The sequence below is a fragment of the Pseudomonas sp. H2_D02 genome, assembly GCF_054677635.1.
This window is the reverse complement of the sequence record NZ_CP162816.1, coordinates 5,107,649-5,123,977: the sequence shown is the minus strand read 5'-3', so window position 1 is coordinate 5,123,977 and position 16,329 is coordinate 5,107,649. Positions and strand designations below refer to the sequence as shown.

Below are 16,329 nucleotides of genomic sequence, written 5' to 3'. Positions count from 1 at the left end.
TCACCTGACATTGGAATTTCAAGCGAACGGAAGACCAAAAGATTGCAGCCTTCGGCAGCTCCTACATGCCGCCGAACGGGAGCAAGCGCCCTCGCCACGGTTCAGCCCATATGCTCCTGATCCAGCAGAATCGCGCTGTCCAACGCATCCAGCAGCGCCTTGCGGACCTTGAGCTTGGTGTTCTTGTGGGCGGTCATGTTGATTTTCTTCAACTGACGCGCGGCTTCCAATGCCGCCGCCTGCAGCTCATCAGGCGAGACCACCTTGTCGAGGAAACCCGCGTCCACGGCGCTCTGCGGATTAAACATCTCGCCATTGATCACCGAACGGTGGAACGCCGACTTGCGCAAGCGATCGCGGGCCAGCTCGATACCGGCGTGGTGCATGGTCATGCCGATCTGCACTTCGTTCAGGCCGATGGTGAACGGCCCCTCGACACCAATGCGGTAATCCGCCGACAACAACAGGAACGCACCCTTGGCCACGGCATGCCCAGGGCACGCGACGACGACAGGGAAGGGGTGCGACAACAGGCGGCGGGCCAGGGTCGAGCCGGACGCCACCAGGCTTACCGCTTCCTTCGGGCCGGCAGTCATCACTTTCAAATCGTAACCGCCCGACAGAATCCCCGGCTGCCCGGTAATGATCACCACCGCGCGATCGGCCACCGCCTGGTCCAGCGCGGCGTTGAACGCGACGATCACATCAGGCGAAATGGCATTGACCTTGCCATTGTTCAAGGTCAGGGTCGCGATACCGTCTTCGAGATGGTAGGCAATCAGGTCGCTCATGACGCTATTCCTTGTAAGAGAAGTGGAGCAGACGTTACCCACCGTCGCAGGCCAGGTAAAGCGCCGTGACTGACTCACCGGTCAGCCCTGCCTTCTATAAACAGCCCGCCCCGCCCCAAGGGCCGCGCCTGTTTCCGTCGCGCGGCCCACAGACCAGGCCAGAGTTTGGCCGGTTTGCCATCCCCCAGCCGGTTTGAAACCCGGGCCAGCCTTAACCGCATGAAAATTCTGAAAAAAACCTTTGCCATCGCAAAGGCTTTCGACTACATTAGCGCGCCTCGACAGACTGAACAGTTTGCCGAGACACGGTGAAGTGTCCGAGTGGCTTAAGGAGCACGCCTGGAAAGTGTGTATACAGGAAACTGTATCGAGAGTTCGAATCTCTCCTTCACCGCCACATTCTACAAACACAAACCCCTGATTTTCCTAGAGAAAGTCGGGGGTTTGTGGTTTTTGGTGTCTGGAAAAGGGCGATATGGGAACAATCTGGGAACGGAGTCCTGACTTAGCGAAAACCGGCGCAACAGGCAAATTAGCTTCGTCACCCAATAGCCAATCCAAAAACGACAACTCAATCACCAGGATGTCTACCGCCGACACGGACTCAACGGCCAGGACCTCCCATGACCCACCCCCGCATCGGCTTCGCCTGCCAATACCGCCACCCTGATCGCGGCCTTTCTGCGGCTGCGTTAAAGACCATCGAAGCTCCCTTCAACCCCCGCACCACGACATTACGCTGGATGGACAGCGTCTCCGTGCAAATCGCCCGCGACAAGCTTCTGGAAATCGTCACGCACAATCTCGACGCGCAGTTGCGCCTCATCGCCTACGTCGCCGAGCTGCCACCGACCCTGCGCATGCTTCGACTGAGCAGCGACCTGTTGCCGTTCTACAGTCATCCGAAGGTGAGCGCTTTCTATCAAGACCCCGGCATCCAGCGCGAACTTGCCAAACGCTTCGCCGCCATTGGCGAGCTGGCGCGTTCAGCGGATATCCGGCTGTCCTTTCATCCCGGCCAGTACTGTGTGCTGGGCTCGGATAAACCGCCGGTGGTGGAAAACAGCCTCGCCGAGTTTGAATACCACGCCGACATGATCCGGATGATGGGCTTCGGTCGGCGTTTCCAGGATTTCAAATGCAACGTGCACATTGCCGGGCGGCTGGGGGGCGAGGGGATTCGTTCGGTCTGGCCGCGCTTGTCGGAGGTGTCGCGCAACTGCATCACGTTTGAAAACGAGGAAAAGGCCTACGGCGTGGATGATTGCCTGCAACTCGCCGACCTCGCCCCCGTCGTGCTGGACATTCATCACTGCTGGATCAATGAGAACGACTACATCGCGCCGGATTCCCCGCGAGTCCAACGCGTTATCGACAGTTGGCGCGGCGTTCGGCCCACGATGCATTACTCCCAGCCACCAGAGCGGCTACAGGAGTTGGGCTTCGATGCAGGCGACAAGCTTGAGATGGAGAACTTGTTGAAGGTCGTGTCCAAACGAGACCTGTACGGCCACAGCGCGCAGATGTGGAATCACTGGACGAACCAGTACGCCCTCGGTTTTTTGGACCGCTTCGACATCATGTTGGAAGCGAAGGATAAGAACGTGGCTGCGCTGGCGTTCTATGAAGACGTCCTGAATGGCTAAGACCAGGCTCGAATAGCATCAGGCAAGCGTCGAGCAGTATTAAGCAAAGGTTTCTGCGCGCATATCGTTAAGGTTCTTTTTAAAGAGCCTTAATCCATAGCATTGCTGCGAGAGACATCATGAAACTATCGATGAGTTCAGTCTTACATCTTCATGCCATTGTCCTGTGCCTGGCACTTTCGACATCGATCGCTGGAGCGTTGCCAACTTCAACCCAGCAAACCAATGCGACGCTGGTGCGCGAGGCATTCACAAATTGGCAGCAAGGCAAAGGCACGGTGTTCGATCTGCTTGCGCCCGATGCCAGATGGACCGTGGCGGGGACGAGCCCCGTTTCCGGTGTGTACGCCAGCAAGGCTGAGTTGGCCCAAGTCGTCCGGTCAATCACTGCGCGACTGGCAACGCCGATTGTCCCCACGGTGCAAAGCATCATTGCCGAGGATGACGTCGTGGTTGTTCTTTGGCATGGAAGGGCCACGGCGCTGGATCAGAAACCCTACAACAACACCTATCTGTGGCATATGACGTTCAAGAATGGGCAAGTCATCGAAGTGACCGCCTTCCTGGATACCTATGCTCTCGACGATCTCATGCACCGGGTCAAACTTGTCCCCTAGGGCTCTTCAGTGAAGTGGGAAGTCCGTTATTTATTATCAGTTCGATAGATAGGCCCGTTCATTGGGTCGCAGATCCGGATCCGGATCCAGATTGAATGCTCCTTGGGTCCAGATTTGTATAGGCTTTATCACAACGCGCCCTTAGCGCAGCGGGGAGGTCTTTTTTGAGGTTTGCATAAGTTTGATCCATGTCCAGACATACGTAAAACAGGTCATTTTGGCTCAAGATTTCAATAGCAATCTCTTTCACTTTTTCTGCGATAGCGCCTATCGTGGCCGCATCAGGTCGTCCGCCCTGCGCTGAATTCTCGGCGTTAGCGGTGGCTGCAACGATCGCGTTCTTGGCTCTTTCGATGGACGCGGTATATTCATCGATCTGTTTTTTTAATCCTTGACCTTCAGTCTCCGTTTTTTGAGCAGCTGTGAGTGCGTTGTACTTCGTTTCCGCCTCGACCTTGAGTTTTTGGTTCAGGGCGATAAGTTCCTGGTTTGCACCTATTGATGCCGAGCCCGACAACTTCACTGCTGGCGTTTGCAGAACGCCTGTGAGTTGTTCAATAGCCATGAGGGCGACGGTATTTCGTTGGTTGCGAGTCAACATCATTTGATAGGCAGGGCCGGAAATCCCTTTATTCGCATAACCTTGGCAGATGGCAAAAAGCTGATCGCGAAGGAGCTGAATCGAATGGGTTCTCAAGCCAATATTTGCACCTGCTTCTGAATAGGCGGCCGCCAGTTTTGCTACTTCCTGTTTCTCCACATTCATGGACGCAGCCAAGGTTTTCAAGGCATCGGGACTCGGTTCGGAGCACATGACCTGTATTTTTTTGGGATTACTGTCCACGGAGTCAATTTCTGAGTAAATAATGACTCTCTCTTCCGCTTCGAGCACTCTTGTGTGGGTCCATGTCGCGCAACCGGAAATTGTGCTGGCCATCAGTATGGTCAACGCCGTTATCGTGAATGAACTCATCAGACTCTTCCCTTTTGTCGTTAGTGCAACAGGTTGTTGGCTGGGCCGGGGGCGCAGCCAACTGGAGCTAATTGGTAGTCGTTACGATCGCCCGTGGTCGGTGTTTTTTCCGGGTGGGCTAAAGGGAAAACCAGAAAAGAGAACGGCGTCGCTCGATCCCGGTGTGAGCATTTGATATAGCAGCCGTGCTAGCGCAGTAATGCTCATCGTCGATCCCTCTTGGCGTGGAGGAATGTATAGTTCAGGTGGCGGCAATCTGCCAGTAGGTCGGGCGCAAATTAAATACTGGTGGAGACATCGCTTGATTAGCGTTTGATCAAGTATTCAACGGCAACTGCGGACTGTCCGGGTTCAACTGCTGCCGCCTGAACTGCCCTGGCGGTTGGCCGTGTATCTGGCGAAAACGCCTGGAGAAGTAAGCCTCGTCGGCGAAGCCACATAACCTCGCCACTTCGCCCACTGGCCGTGTTCCGTTGAGCAAGTAGTTGCGCGCCGCATGCATCCGGCGTTCGAGCACCAGTTCAGTGAAGGTCTTGCCGATTTCCTTGCGCAGCCAGTGGGTCAAGTACGTCGGCGACAGGTAGGTCGCCGCTGCCACTTTGATCAGGTTCAGGTCGGGGTCGGCGATGTTCTTGCGCAAATATTCGGACATCCTGCCCAATGCATCGCGTCGGCTGACTTCGGCGGCGTTCTCTTCGGCCAAGCGCTTGAGTGGTTCGGCATACAAGGCGCAGACGCTGCCGATCAGTTGCAGCAGCAAGCCCTTGAGCATCTCGCGTGTGCCGAACTGACGGTTCTCGTCCAATGCACGCATCTGTTCGATCAACGCACGTATCTTGGCAAATGCCTCGTCGCTCAGGACGAAGTCCAGGTGTTCCTGGAAGCGGAACGGCGACAGTTCAGGCGCCAGCAGAATCGAGACTTCTTCCAGGTCCATCGGGTCGCATTGCAAATGCGGAAGAAGGAAGGTCTGGGAAAAATTGATCACCACGAAATTGCTGTCCACCGGGTGCGGAATCACATGCACCCGGTGGGGCAGGATGAAGGCCAGGGTGTTGCGTGGGAACGGCCGCTGGACGTTGCCGATGTGTTGCACGGTGTCGCCGCCAAGGTTGATCTGGATCTGGAAATATTCGTGGCGGTGCGGGCTGGTTTCGGCGCGTCGTCCTTTTTTGTCGCGGATATAGAAGTCCGTCAATTCGCTGCGTTGTTGCATGACGTAAGTGGGGACTCGGTTCGGTAATGACATCGCCTTGGAATCCTCGACAAGCGCTTGATGACCGGATTGTGGCCAAGGGGACGTGGGATTTACAAGTGGTTATACGATGACATCAGGGAGGGGGCTTTTTTGTAGAGGGAGGCAATTGGAGAAGCTGTCCAAAATGACTGCGTTCATAATGGTTGGATTTTTTACTTAAAAAACAAAAGCTTATTATGAGAATAGAACACTGTCGGCAGTTACCGTATGCGCCGATTTTTTTGGACAGGTTTGTCCAACGTTGTTTTTGCAGGAAAAAATGATCTAACGCTCAGGTTGATTTCGATTGGTTGTACGACCACTGTTGGGCAACGCAACCCGACCCATCCAAAAACAACCCAAGGTGCGCCCATCATGAACGTCCTTTCACTGCTCCCCGATCCTCCTGGCCAACGCTGTCGCCTGGCCGCTGCGAACGCCTGACAACGGCTGACCAAGCCCCCATCACGTTGTGATTGTCCTGCCCCGGAGATCGAGGGCAATGGCTTCGGCTGTCCGCAATATCTCGACCCTTCTAACAATAACGAGGTCCCCTCATGTCGAATTCACACACCTCCCAGACCACTGCGCCGCCAGGTATTGCCGACGCCCGGGATGCCGTGGCGTCCGAGCGTCTGCCGTCGCGGCGGCGCTGGTTCATGCTGTCGTTGCTGTTGATTGCAACGATCATCAACTACATAGACCGGGTGAATATTTCGATTGCCGCGCCATTCCTGGCCAAGGACCTGGGGCTCGACAAGATCGAAATGGGCCTGGTCTTCTCCGCGTTTGCCTGGACCTACGCGCTGGCCTTGGTACCCGCCGGCTTCATCGCCGATCGCTTCGGTTCCCGGTTCACCTACGGGGTGTCGCTGATCAGTTGGTCGACCGTCACCGTGTGCCAGGGGTTCGCCACGGGTTTTGCGTCGCTGTTCGGCTTGCGCCTGGCTGTCGGTGCGATGGAAGCACCGGCATTCCCAGCCAACAGCCGGGCGGTCACGGTGTGGTTTCCGGCGCGGGAAAGGGGCCTGGCCAGTAGCATCTACGTTTGTGGCCAGTACTTGGGGACGGCGCTGTTTACCGGTGCGCTGCTGTGGCTGGCGACGACCTACGATTGGCGGCACGTTTTCTACAGCACCGGTGCGCTTGGCATCGTCTTCGGCATCGCCTGGTTGTACCTGTACCGCGACCCGATGAACTGCAAGAAGGTCAGCAAAGAAGAACTCAAGTACATCGAAGCCGGGGGAGGGCTGGTCAAGAGCAGCCAGGAGCGCACCCGGTTCAACTGGCGGCAGATCGTCGAGCTGTTCAGCTACCGCCAGGTCTGGGCGATTTGCATCGGCAAGTTCGCCAGCACGTCGGCGTTGTATTTCTTCCTGACCTGGTTCCCGACGTACCTGATCGAGGAGCGCCACCTGACCATGATCAAGGCCGGGATCTTCGCGGTGCTGCCGTTCGTGGGCGCGACGGTGGGCATCTTGCTGGCCGGGATCATTTCCGACTTGTTGATCCGCCGCGGCTATTCGTTGTCGTTCGCCCGCAAGTTGCCGCTGGTGGTGGGATCGATGCTGGGCATGTCCATCGTCTTGGTGAATTTCACCGACTCGAACGTGATCTGCATTGCGGTATTGACCGTCGCCTTTTTCGCCCAAGGGATCGCGTCCTCCTCGTGGGCGGCGGTGTCGGAAGTCGCCCCCAAGGAGTTGATCGGGCTGACCGGTGGGATAACCAGCCTGGCCGCCAACATCGGCGGGATCGTCACACCCATCGTGATTGGCGCGATCGTCCACAAGACCGGCTCGTTTGCCTTGGCCTTCTGGTTCATCGGTGGCGTGGCGCTGGTCGGCACCTTGTCTTATTCCTTGCTGCTCGGCCGTTTGTATCGCATCGAATTGAAGGCGCGCTGAGCACAGGAAAAAACTGTTTTTTTCCAATACGAGGCGGCATTCGTCCAACTTTGTCGGGAAATGCCGCCATACGCTGATGCTTCCAACAGGACTTTCAACAGGATGAACATGCCCGAATACGTCTTTACTCCGGATTTGCCCGTCGCCCTGCCGGTGATCGGCACCTCTCAGCGTTTTCCCGTTGGCCGGGTGTTTTGTGTCGGTCGCAATTATCCGTGGCCAGACGCCCAGGGCGGCCAGGACCGCCTGCCTCCGGTGTTTTTCATGAAACCGTCCAGCTGTGTGATCGATGCGGTCGGGGAGGTGCCTTTTCCGACGATGACAGAAGCGTTCGTCCACGAAATCGAATTGGTCGTCGCCATCGGCGAGGGCGGTGCGAATATCCCGGAGAGCCAGGCCCTGGCGTATGTCTGGGGGTACGCGGCCGGGCTTGACCTGACGCGACGCGACGTCCAGCTGGCGGCCAAGCGCGACGGCCTGCCCTGGGAAGGGGCCAAGGTGTTCGATGGCGCTGCGCCAATGACCGCCATCGTGCCGGTCTCCAGGGCAGGGCATCCGGATGGCGAACTTTGGTTGAGCGTGAACGGCCAGGAGCGCCAGCGTGACAGCCTCGACAACCAGATCTGGTCGGTCAGTGAAATGATCAGCAGGATTTCCCAATCGGTGGCGCTGCGGGCCGGCGACCTGATCATGACGGGCAGCCCGTCCGGTGTTGATGTGTTGCATCCAGGCGACGTGATCAACGCCGGCATCGATGGCGTCGGGCAGTTGGAAGTGCGCGTCGGCCCGCGCCTCTGAACCCGGCCTCGCCGTACCGATTTTTTAAAAGGAATACACGACATGTCGAACACTTTGAAAGTTGCCCTGGTGACCGGCGCCGGTAGCGGGATCGGCCGCGCCGTGGCCTTGGGGCTGTTGCAGGATGGGTACACCCTGGTCCTGGCGGGACGCCGCGCGGAACCGTTGCAGGCGTTGGTCGACCTGGCGGCAACCGAGGGGCGCGTAGCGCTGGCGGTACCGACTGACGTGCGGGATCCGGCCAGCGTAGATGCGCTGTTCGCCACCGTCGAAGAGGTCTACGGACGCCTGGACGTCATCTTCAATAACGCCGGGGTCAATGCCCCCGCCGTGCCGCTGGATGAACTGACGTTCGAGCAGTGGCGAAACGTGATCGATACCAACCTCAACGGTGTTTTCCTGTGTGCCCGTGGCGCCTTCGGCCTGATGCGCCGACAGCAACCACAGGGCGGACGCATCATCAACAACGGTTCGATTTCGGCGCACACCCCACGACCGTTCAGCAGCGCCTACACCGCGAGCAAACATGCGGTGCTGGGCCTGACCAAATCCCTGGCCTTGGACGGGCGCGAGTACAACATCGCCTGCAGCCAGATCGACATCGGCAACGCCCTCACCGAAATGTCCGAGCGCATGACCAGGGGCGTACGCCAGGCCAACGGGAGCATCGCGGTGGAACCCATGGTGGACGTCAAGCACGTGGCTGATGCCGTTCGTTATATGGCCGGCCTACCGCTGTCGGCTAACGTCCTGAACATGACCGTCATGGCCACGGCCATGCCGTTTGCCGGTCGCGGTTGAGCCCGCCTTCCAATTCGTCACGAGGTCACTATGAAGCCAGAAGTCTTGCAACTCAGCCCGATCCTGATTCCCGAAATTAATGCCCGGCTCAATGAGCTGTTCACTGTTCGACGCTATTTCGAACAGGCCGACAAACCCGCCTACTTGCGCGAGCACGGCGGCAACATTCGCGGCGTGATCACTGGTGGGCACACGGGCATCAGCCAAGCGCTCATGGCACAACTGCCCAGGCTGGAAATCGTTGCGGTCAACGGCGTGGGCACTGATGCGGTGGATCTGGCCTATGCCCGGGATCGCGGAATCCGCGTGACAGCCACCATTGGTGCGCTGACGGAAGACGTTGCCGACCTGGCCATTGGCTTGTTGATTGCCGTGTGTCGCGGGGTATGCACCGGTGACCGCTACGTGCGCTCCGGCCAGTGGCCCCAGAGCCCGACGCCACTGGCCCCGCTGCCGTTGGCGCGGCAGGTGTCCGGCATGCGCATCGGCATCGTCGGCATGGGGCGGGTCGGTCGCGCCGTGGCAACCCGAGCCGCCGCGTTCGGTTGCCCGATCAGCTATACCGACCTGCGGCCCATGGGCGACGTGAACCACACCTTCGTGGCTGACCTGGAGCAACTGGCCCGCGACAGCGACGCCCTGATCCTCGCGGCGGCCGCCGACAAGGCTGAAGCCATCATCGATGCCAAGGTGCTGCGTGCCTTGGGCAAGGGCGGCTACCTGATCAACGTTGCACGCGGGAAACTGGTCGACGAGGCCGACCTGGTGGCAGCGCTGGCCGCGGGAGACATCGCCGGTGCGGCGCTGGATGTGTTTGTCGAGGAACCGCACGTGCCTGAGGCGTTGTTCGGTAATGAACAGGTCGTGCTGCAACCCCACCGCGCCAGTGCGACATTGCAGACCCGCACGCGGATGGGGGAGATGGTGGTGGCGAGCCTGGTGGACAGTTTTGCGGGAAGAGTGCCGCAGGGGTGTGTGACGGAGTAAAAGGTTTGCCCCTTCAGGGGCGCTGGTTGCCAGATTTTCAGGCGGGTTGGGTCGGCAGGGTTCATTTTGTCTCTGGATGTGTAGGCGATAACCCGCTGACCCCAATGCAGCCGGCGCGAATCGCCTAAGTGTCACAGCATGCGTCCCACTACTGCCAATCAATCAGAGTTGTTAAAAAACACAACTAGAGTACCATCGGCCCAAAGACAAGGACGCCCATGGATATACTCACGCCATCACGTTTTGACGACGCTGCGATTCGGTACCCCAACGACAAGGCCGGTCTTGATCGTTGCCTGCGCATTTTGAGGATGGCGCGCCCCAAGGCGTTCGCGGACCTGCAAAAGCTTTTCGGTACCCACGGCGTTGACTTGTTCAAGCCCAGGGCCGCAATGAATTGGGTGGTGATCGACGTAGGCGGCAATAATCTCAGGGTGATAGGCGGCGTCAACTATGCCCGGCAGAAGTTCTACGTCAAACACATTTACACGCATGCCGATTACGACGTTGCCAACGGTTGGTATGCAAGAAACAAAGGGACAAGACGATGAGCGCAGCCCGGAACGACTTCCAAACCCTGATCGCGACGCTTGGCGAACTGCACGCGGTACTGGATCGCCTGCGCGGTGAGTTTGTACACGGCATCAGGACCCCCGCCGACTATGAACGCGCGACGGACTTGCTCGATGAACTCACCGACGGGCGCGAGCTGAGCAAGGTCGAGGAGCGGATTCTCGTTGAGCTTGAGGACGAAATCCTGGCCTACCAGCGCGACTCCGCCCAGTTTCGTGAATCGAATGCTGCTTTTGAGGCGACTTGCACGCCTGTGCAACTGATCAAGGACCTGATGGAGACGCACGGACTCACCGGTTCCGACCTTCCTGAAATCGGTGACAAAACAGCGGTGTCCAAAGTGCTCAATGGCGATCGGCCGATCAGTCACAAGATGGCTTATGCGCTGTCAGAGCGGTTTGGGATGGAGCCGGGTGCGTTCCTGTCGGCGACCTCGGCAAAGCTGGCGGCTCATATTGAAACTGTCTCTCTATCTGTCAATAAAACCTCAGGTCATTACGTCTTGCATGAGAACCCTTTGCCCGCCTATTCAGTGGAAGAGGCCGGTGCCGGTGAATACAAAGTGATGACCCCGAAGGGCCGCACGAAGGCAGCCAAAAAGCCGAAAAAGGGGTAGGGCAATCGTCTGCTGATCAAGAGGCAGGGAAGTTTGTCGAGCCCGTGTCGTCAGGATGACCCGCACCGGCCAGCTCAGCGTCGCTACTACCGCGAGGACCAGCCCAGAGATGAGGTTCAATGAGCGTGGGGCATCACGCATGCGCCCCGATACATCGGCCATTGCGGCGCGTCCCCGAACCCTCTATAAAATCCCGCGCTGGCATCGCGTTCCTCTCGACCGTCGTCGGCCCTGGATATCTGACCTGCATGGAGCATCATCGTGAGCCAAGCGCCGCGCCCCCTCAACCTCCGAATCAACAATTACCCGCGCAATACGCTCTGCGTCCTGCGACATACTTGGAGCCTCACCTTACTGACCCTGCTCGCCGGCTGCGGAGCGCTGTCGGATGTCCGCTCTTTCTCCACCCCTTACTCAACACCCGGCGGTGGCGAGACAGCACGCTTGCGAGTGATCAGCGACGGCATGGTCAGGGCGGTACCCAAATCCGATTGCGTGGACTTCCGGCTGCCGGGCGCCGGGGTCATGGTGGCGTTCCGGGATGGCTACGCCAATCGCAATGGTGAAAGCCTGGGCATGCCAGCCGTTGACAAGCACCCAGCCTCGACGGTGATGACCGAGCTACTGGTGCCGGCCGGGCGCCCCGTCGCTTTTCATTACATCGGTGCTCAATGCTACAACATGTTCAGTTTTGTTCCTGAGGCAGGGAAGGATTACCAACTGGAGGCCGCAGGCCGTTACACCTGCGGGGTTACCCTCAGGAAAATCTCGGCGGGGATGAAGGAGCTTCCTCCTTCTTCATTGAAAGACAGCAAACTGTGCAGGGTGACGGACAATCTTTAGGGTGCCCCCCAGGATAGCCATCGGTATTGAAAAGGAATCTTCATCGTGGAATCTACCCCCACGTTCCAAACCCGCCGCCTCATTCTCACGCCCCTTGAACTGACGGACGCACCGGCAATTCAAAGGCTATTCCCACATTGGGAAGTGGTCCGCTACCTCGACAGTCGCGTGCCCTGGCCTTACCCGGATGACGGCGCGCTGACCTACGTGCGTGACCATGCGCTGCCTGCTGTCGCCGCCGGAAGCGAGTGGCACTGGATGATCCGTATTACCGAAGATCCCGCGCAATGCATCGGCAGCATCAGCCTGTACGACCAGCCAGGTAACAACCGAGGCTTCTGGCTGGCGCCGCAATGGCAGGGAAAAGGCTACATGCGCGAGGCTTGCGAGGCGATCAATGCCTATTGGTTCGAAGCGCTGGAGCGTCCGGTCATGCGAGTGCCGAAGGCGGTGGGCAACCTGGCTTCGCGCAGGATTTCGGAGCGCGAGGGGATGCGCAGGATCGGGACGCAGCAGGGGGATTTTGTTTGTGGGTCGTTGCTCAAGGAGGTTTGGGAGCTGACGCATGAGGAGTGGTCCAGGAACGAAGCTGCGCAAAAGATACGCCCGATTTTATCCGAATGAGCCCAGGTGGGAGCGGCTATCCGCCGCCGATCTGCCGTGGGAGCGAGCCTGCTCGCGAAGGCGGCAGCAAGTACATGCGTAGTCTTAATAGATACACACTCCGTGGCGAGGGAGCTTGCTCCCGCTCGGCGGCGTCGCCGTCGGCAGACCGTTGAAGCTGTTTTTCTGAAAAAACGTTTTGGGACGGCTTCGCCACCCAGCGGGAGCAAGCTCCCTTGCCACGGATTATGGAGATTTGCATCCTTTCTCCAGAATCCTGAGCCACGGCCAGCGAGCCTGATAACTCTTCGCCTTTTCATCGAACAAATCTGGCTGTGGATTCTTTGGATTGATACGAAGAACGCCTTGCTCCACGTCATCCAAGCCGTAAGGCGCATAAACTTCGCCTGTTCCTACATCCAGTCCAATACACGTACCCGCAACCAGATAGCGATCAACGCCGTCCTTGGCCGACTGAAGTTGAGGGTAGGGCTTGCCAAACCGCTGGCCGTACCAAAGGTGAACGCGAGCCTGGTTCTTGACCTCGATGTTGACGTCGAGATCCTGGAAAAGACGTTGGGCGGTGTTGATCACTTCATTCTCGGCTTCCCAGGACAGGTCAGCGTCGAAGTAGAAAACATCGTAATCCTTCACGCCCCAGGCCGTTGGCCGCTGCGACTGATGATTCCAAACGGCCTGGAACAGGCAGCCTGCGGTGAGCATGCATTGGTTCAAACCGAGCGAAGGCAGGCGCGCGGTGATGCAGGCGTTGATTGGATTGGTCATGGCTATGCTGACCAAGCGTTCGACGGTCAATGTCATATCTATCCTTGGAATCGATCTGGTCCTGGCACCCCGAGAGACGGTTGAGCAAAATCAGCTGAGCTAAAATCCCAGCACATGACCTCAAGGACGCCCGATGAAATTGCAAAGTAGGCCAGTGACGGCTGATGACATCAAGACTATCTGTAGCTTTGCGCTGGATGCCCGGGAACTGTTTTATATGTTCCCGAAAGCCCAATACCCTCTGACTGAAGTTCAGTTGGCTGACGCTATCGCTCAACGACTCGATTCGACGGTCGTCGAGGTCGGCAACCGTATTGTCGGTTTTGCTAATTTCTATCGGGCTGAAACAGGTGGAGCCTGCTGTATCGGCAACGTCATCGTTGCCCAAGATGCCCGAGGTCAAGGCGTTGCAACTTTCCTCGTGAACACGATGACAGCCTTGGCGTTCGACCACTATGACGCCACTGAGGTGCGCATATCCTGCTTCAACGAAAATACGGCAGGCCTGCTACTTTATCCAAAGCTGGGTTTCTTGCCCTTTGCTGTTGAAGAGCGAGTTTCTCCAGATCATCGTAGGACCGCACTCATCCACATGCGTCGTGGTAGAGGGGGCCAAGCATGATTTTTTTCTCTGCCGCGTCCTGCATTTTGCTTTGAGCAGCCAACTCTGGAAAAAGACTGAAAACTCAAGCTCGCCCAACGCGACTGATTTACAATACCGCTCCTTCGGCAGAGGCTTGCGTTCGTGGATGCGTTTTCCCTTGTGTATCACCACCTGAGCGCATGGGTAATCGCACCCATCACCCAGCAGTTCCTCAGCATTTTCAACCTGAACGGCCGGTTCGGAATTCTGTTTCTCTGCGCCTCGTACGGCGTCGCCTATAGCCTGTTTCGTTATAGGAAGCGCCGTCGCCTGACCGAGGCTTGTTCGTTCTGGCAATTCATAGGTGGTAGCCGAGTGAATCTGCATCGCTCGGCGCTGCTGGACTATCGGTACTACTTCGTCCAGGCGATTCTCAAGGTTGCCTTGGTGCTGCCCATTGTCCACTTGGTCGATCCGTATATCCTGCGCTCTGGAGATTATTCGGCTTTTTTCAATAATCTGTGGGGCGCGCGTCCGCACCTGGGGGAAAACCTTTCGCTTGCATTGCTCTATGGGCTGGGGGTGTTCCTGGTGAAGGATTTCGTCCATTACTGGGTGCACCGGGCGTTTCACTCTCGCTGGCTCTGGGCGTTTCACAAGGTGCATCATTCGGCACCCGTGCTGGTACCGGCCACGGCGAGCCGGGTGCATTTTGTCGAGAAGATCGTCGAGAAGCTTGGCGTCACTGCCTGCCTGGGCCTCTTCGCGGGTGCTTTCTGGTACGCCTGTGGTGGTGAGGTCAGCCGTTACACGTTGTTCGGCGTGACGTACCTGGTGTTTATCTTCAATAGCCTGGCGGCGAATCTGCGTCACACCCATGTCTGGCTGTCCTTCGGCCCGGCGCTGGAACATGTGCTGAACAGCCCGGCGCAACACCAGATCCACCACAGCGATGCACCGCGTCATTTCAACCGCAATTTCGGCGTCAACCTGTCGCTGTGGGATTGGATGTTCGGCACGCTCTATGTCACCAGCACTCGGCCCGAGCCCTTGCGTTTCGGTATTGGAGGACAAGATCATCACCGGTACCTGACGGTTTATGGCCTGATTGTCACGCCTTTCTTCGAAACTGCTCGCAAGCGCCTGCGCGCGCTGAGGGCGACTGATAGCGGGTCCTCAACACCGTTGCGAGATATTAATGACTGACTACCGTGGACTCATCCTCGACGACACCCGTGAAGGCGCCACCGAACATGCCATTGCGCAACTGGAGGCCAGCCTGGGTGCCCGCTTGCCGGGCGACTATCGCGAATTTCTCAAGACCTGCAACGGCGCTTACCTGGAATACGATGTGCTGGCCAGGTTGGCCAATGGCGATGAGGAGTTGCTCAGTTTTTCGCTGTACGGGCTGGATCCGGACAAAGGGTATGAATCCAATCCCTTTGAACTGGAGCAACTGCGCACCCAGCCCGGCTTCCCCGCGACGGGATTGTTGCCGATCGGTCGCGACGGCGGCGCGAGTGTCTTGCTGCTGGATCTGCGGGAGGGGCGCCAGGACGTGGCGGCGATGGTGGCGGGCTTGCCTGCCTGGACTGGGCGCCGTCAGCAAGGTGATGAATACGTGGTGCTGGCCGATTCTTTCAATGGTTACCTGGACTCGCTGTTTCTCTCGCAAGAGCGGATCGAGGAGCACATCAATCATTTCATGATCAGTCCTGAGAGCATCGAGGCGACATTGGAGTGGCTGGACAAGGGGAGTCCAGGGTGGCGGGAGCGATGTCGGGCGTTGTGGAATGCGAGGGTCGTGGATCGGCTGATTTGAAGCCTGGTTCGAATCGATCCCGGGTGTCCATGCGAATATTGCGCAGCCCCACGGTTTCCAGGTGTGACGCGTATAATGCCTCTGAGAAATAGCTGATCAGAATGGAGCGTCGGCGTTTGCCGGTCAGGTTCAGGCTGCCCGCATGCACCAGATCGACATCGAATACCAGGATGTCACCGGCACGGCCGCAAAGCTGTATGGAGCGTGACTCGTCGTGGAAGTCGAAAGGTAGTGCGTCCGACACGGGGCGATGGCTGCCAGGAACGAGCCGTGTCGCGCCGTTCTCGGGGCCGTAATCGTCAAAAAAAGCCAGGGCGACGGCGATGTCGCCTGGCCGCTGGGCCGACAAGTCGCGGTGCAACTGCTGGTGGCCGCCATTGGCAACGGGCTCGCGTCCTTCCACTTGCGAAAGGAAGAACCGCTCGCCGATCAACTCGCCCGCGACCGCCAAAAGCTGGGGCAACCGACACACGGCCTGGATCTTCGGGTCGTCGTCCAGCATCGAATAGCGCCAATCCCTGTCACGCGGCACGGGCCATTGCTCCGACGGCCTCACACCTGCATCGAACACGGCGCGAAGATGGTCCAGCCATTCGGCCGGGATGGCTTGGTGGAGCAGGGCGTAGCCCTCTCGGTGGAGTTGTTTGCGGTCGGGCATGGTTTTCGAGACGTCCATGTGTGGGCATCTGGAAGGTTAGTATTCCGATCAGGAAACCGCTGAACCCCCGTGGCGAGGGAGCTTGCTC

The 16,329-nt window shown here is 58.2% G+C and carries 18 protein-coding genes and 1 tRNA gene; 14 read left to right on the top strand and 5 right to left on the bottom strand.

From position 1 onward, the window contains the following. Positions 1-101: 101 nt before the first annotated feature. Positions 102-791, bottom strand: coding sequence for a crotonase/enoyl-CoA hydratase family protein (locus AB4N42_RS23380; protein WP_030137756.1), 690 nt, complete (start codon positions 789-791; stop codon positions 102-104). 307 nt (positions 792-1,098) lie between these two features. Here AB4N42_RS23380 and AB4N42_RS23375 point away from each other — a divergent pair. The 3 genes from AB4N42_RS23375 to AB4N42_RS23365 all read left to right on the top strand — a co-directional run bounded on the left by AB4N42_RS23375 (position 1,099) and on the right by AB4N42_RS23365 (position 3,054). Continuing rightward, positions 1,099-1,188: transfer RNA gene (locus AB4N42_RS23375), tRNA-Ser, on the top strand. A gap of 226 nt (positions 1,189-1,414) precedes the next feature. Further along, positions 1,415-2,437, top strand: coding sequence for a UV damage endonuclease UvsE (locus tag AB4N42_RS23370; RefSeq protein WP_030137765.1), 1,023 nt, complete (start codon positions 1,415-1,417; stop codon positions 2,435-2,437). Positions 2,438-2,556: 119 nt separating this feature from the next. Then, positions 2,557-3,054, top strand: a complete 498-nt coding sequence (locus AB4N42_RS23365; protein WP_236010397.1) for a nuclear transport factor 2 family protein — start codon at positions 2,557-2,559, stop codon at positions 3,052-3,054. 58 nt (positions 3,055-3,112) lie between these two features. Here the strand turns inward: AB4N42_RS23365 and AB4N42_RS23360 are convergent, their stop codons facing one another. Then, on the bottom strand, positions 3,113-4,027 hold the full coding sequence (locus tag AB4N42_RS23360) for a hypothetical protein (RefSeq protein ID WP_030137767.1): 915 nt from the start codon (positions 4,025-4,027) through the stop codon (positions 3,113-3,115). A gap of 316 nt (positions 4,028-4,343) precedes the next feature. Beyond that, positions 4,344-5,276, bottom strand: a complete 933-nt coding sequence (locus AB4N42_RS23355; RefSeq protein WP_030137768.1) for a helix-turn-helix transcriptional regulator — start codon at positions 5,274-5,276, stop codon at positions 4,344-4,346. A gap of 545 nt (positions 5,277-5,821) precedes the next feature. Between AB4N42_RS23355 and AB4N42_RS23350 the strand changes: the two genes are divergently transcribed. The 8 genes from AB4N42_RS23350 (at position 5,822) to AB4N42_RS23315 (ending at position 12,413) form a co-directional block, all read left to right on the top strand. Beyond that, positions 5,822-7,171 carry an MFS transporter gene (locus AB4N42_RS23350; protein ID WP_198797956.1) on the top strand — a complete coding sequence of 450 codons (1,350 nt, stop codon included), beginning with the start codon at positions 5,822-5,824 and terminating at the stop codon, positions 7,169-7,171. A 102-nt stretch (positions 7,172-7,273) separates the two neighbouring features. Then, positions 7,274-7,969, top strand: coding sequence for a fumarylacetoacetate hydrolase family protein (locus AB4N42_RS23345; RefSeq protein ID WP_030137770.1), 696 nt, complete (start codon positions 7,274-7,276; stop codon positions 7,967-7,969). Positions 7,970-8,011: 42 nt separating this feature from the next. Further along, positions 8,012-8,770: an SDR family oxidoreductase gene (locus AB4N42_RS23340; protein ID WP_030137771.1), complete on the top strand. Its 759-nt coding sequence runs from the start codon at positions 8,012-8,014 to the stop codon at positions 8,768-8,770. A 30-nt stretch (positions 8,771-8,800) separates the two neighbouring features. Next, on the top strand, positions 8,801-9,757 hold the full coding sequence (locus AB4N42_RS23335) for a 2-hydroxyacid dehydrogenase (protein WP_030137772.1): 957 nt from the start codon (positions 8,801-8,803) through the stop codon (positions 9,755-9,757). 218 nt (positions 9,758-9,975) lie between these two features. Continuing rightward, positions 9,976-10,308 (top strand): type II toxin-antitoxin system HigB family toxin, encoded by a 333-nt coding sequence (locus AB4N42_RS23330; protein WP_460115441.1) that lies wholly within the window; start codon positions 9,976-9,978, stop codon positions 10,306-10,308. Further along, positions 10,305-10,946, top strand: coding sequence for a helix-turn-helix domain-containing protein (locus tag AB4N42_RS23325; protein ID WP_460115440.1), 642 nt, complete (start codon positions 10,305-10,307; stop codon positions 10,944-10,946). Before AB4N42_RS23330 ends, AB4N42_RS23325 begins: the two co-directional genes overlap by 4 nt. A gap of 261 nt (positions 10,947-11,207) precedes the next feature. Continuing rightward, positions 11,208-11,789 (top strand): hypothetical protein, encoded by a 582-nt coding sequence (locus tag AB4N42_RS23320; RefSeq protein WP_407683859.1) that lies wholly within the window; start codon positions 11,208-11,210, stop codon positions 11,787-11,789. A 45-nt stretch (positions 11,790-11,834) separates the two neighbouring features. Then, on the top strand, positions 11,835-12,413 hold the full coding sequence (locus tag AB4N42_RS23315; RefSeq protein WP_030137776.1) for a GNAT family N-acetyltransferase: 579 nt from the start codon (positions 11,835-11,837) through the stop codon (positions 12,411-12,413). A gap of 225 nt (positions 12,414-12,638) precedes the next feature. Here AB4N42_RS23315 and AB4N42_RS23310 read toward each other — a convergent pair whose 3' ends face one another. Continuing rightward, positions 12,639-13,214 (bottom strand): nucleotidyltransferase family protein, encoded by a 576-nt coding sequence (locus AB4N42_RS23310; protein ID WP_033864397.1) that lies wholly within the window; start codon positions 13,212-13,214, stop codon positions 12,639-12,641. A gap of 97 nt (positions 13,215-13,311) precedes the next feature. On the opposite strand from AB4N42_RS23310, the gene AB4N42_RS23305 reads away from it, so the two are divergent. From AB4N42_RS23305 to AB4N42_RS23295, 3 genes are all read left to right on the top strand, one after another. After that, complete coding sequence (locus AB4N42_RS23305) at positions 13,312-13,800, top strand: GNAT family N-acetyltransferase (protein ID WP_030137778.1); 489 nt, start codon at positions 13,312-13,314, stop codon at positions 13,798-13,800. Positions 13,801-13,923: 123 nt separating this feature from the next. Next, positions 13,924-14,967: a sterol desaturase family protein gene (locus AB4N42_RS23300; protein ID WP_460115439.1), complete on the top strand. Its 1,044-nt coding sequence runs from the start codon at positions 13,924-13,926 to the stop codon at positions 14,965-14,967. Then, positions 14,960-15,583, top strand: coding sequence for an SMI1/KNR4 family protein (locus AB4N42_RS23295; protein WP_030137780.1), 624 nt, complete (start codon positions 14,960-14,962; stop codon positions 15,581-15,583). The genes AB4N42_RS23300 and AB4N42_RS23295 overlap by 8 nt, the downstream gene beginning before the upstream one ends. On the opposite strand, the gene AB4N42_RS23290 is transcribed toward AB4N42_RS23295, so the two are convergent. Next, positions 15,471-16,241: a phytanoyl-CoA dioxygenase family protein gene (locus AB4N42_RS23290; protein WP_460116416.1), complete on the bottom strand. Its 771-nt coding sequence runs from the start codon at positions 16,239-16,241 to the stop codon at positions 15,471-15,473. The genes AB4N42_RS23295 and AB4N42_RS23290 overlap by 113 nt on opposite strands. Positions 16,242-16,329: the final 88 nt, after the last annotated feature.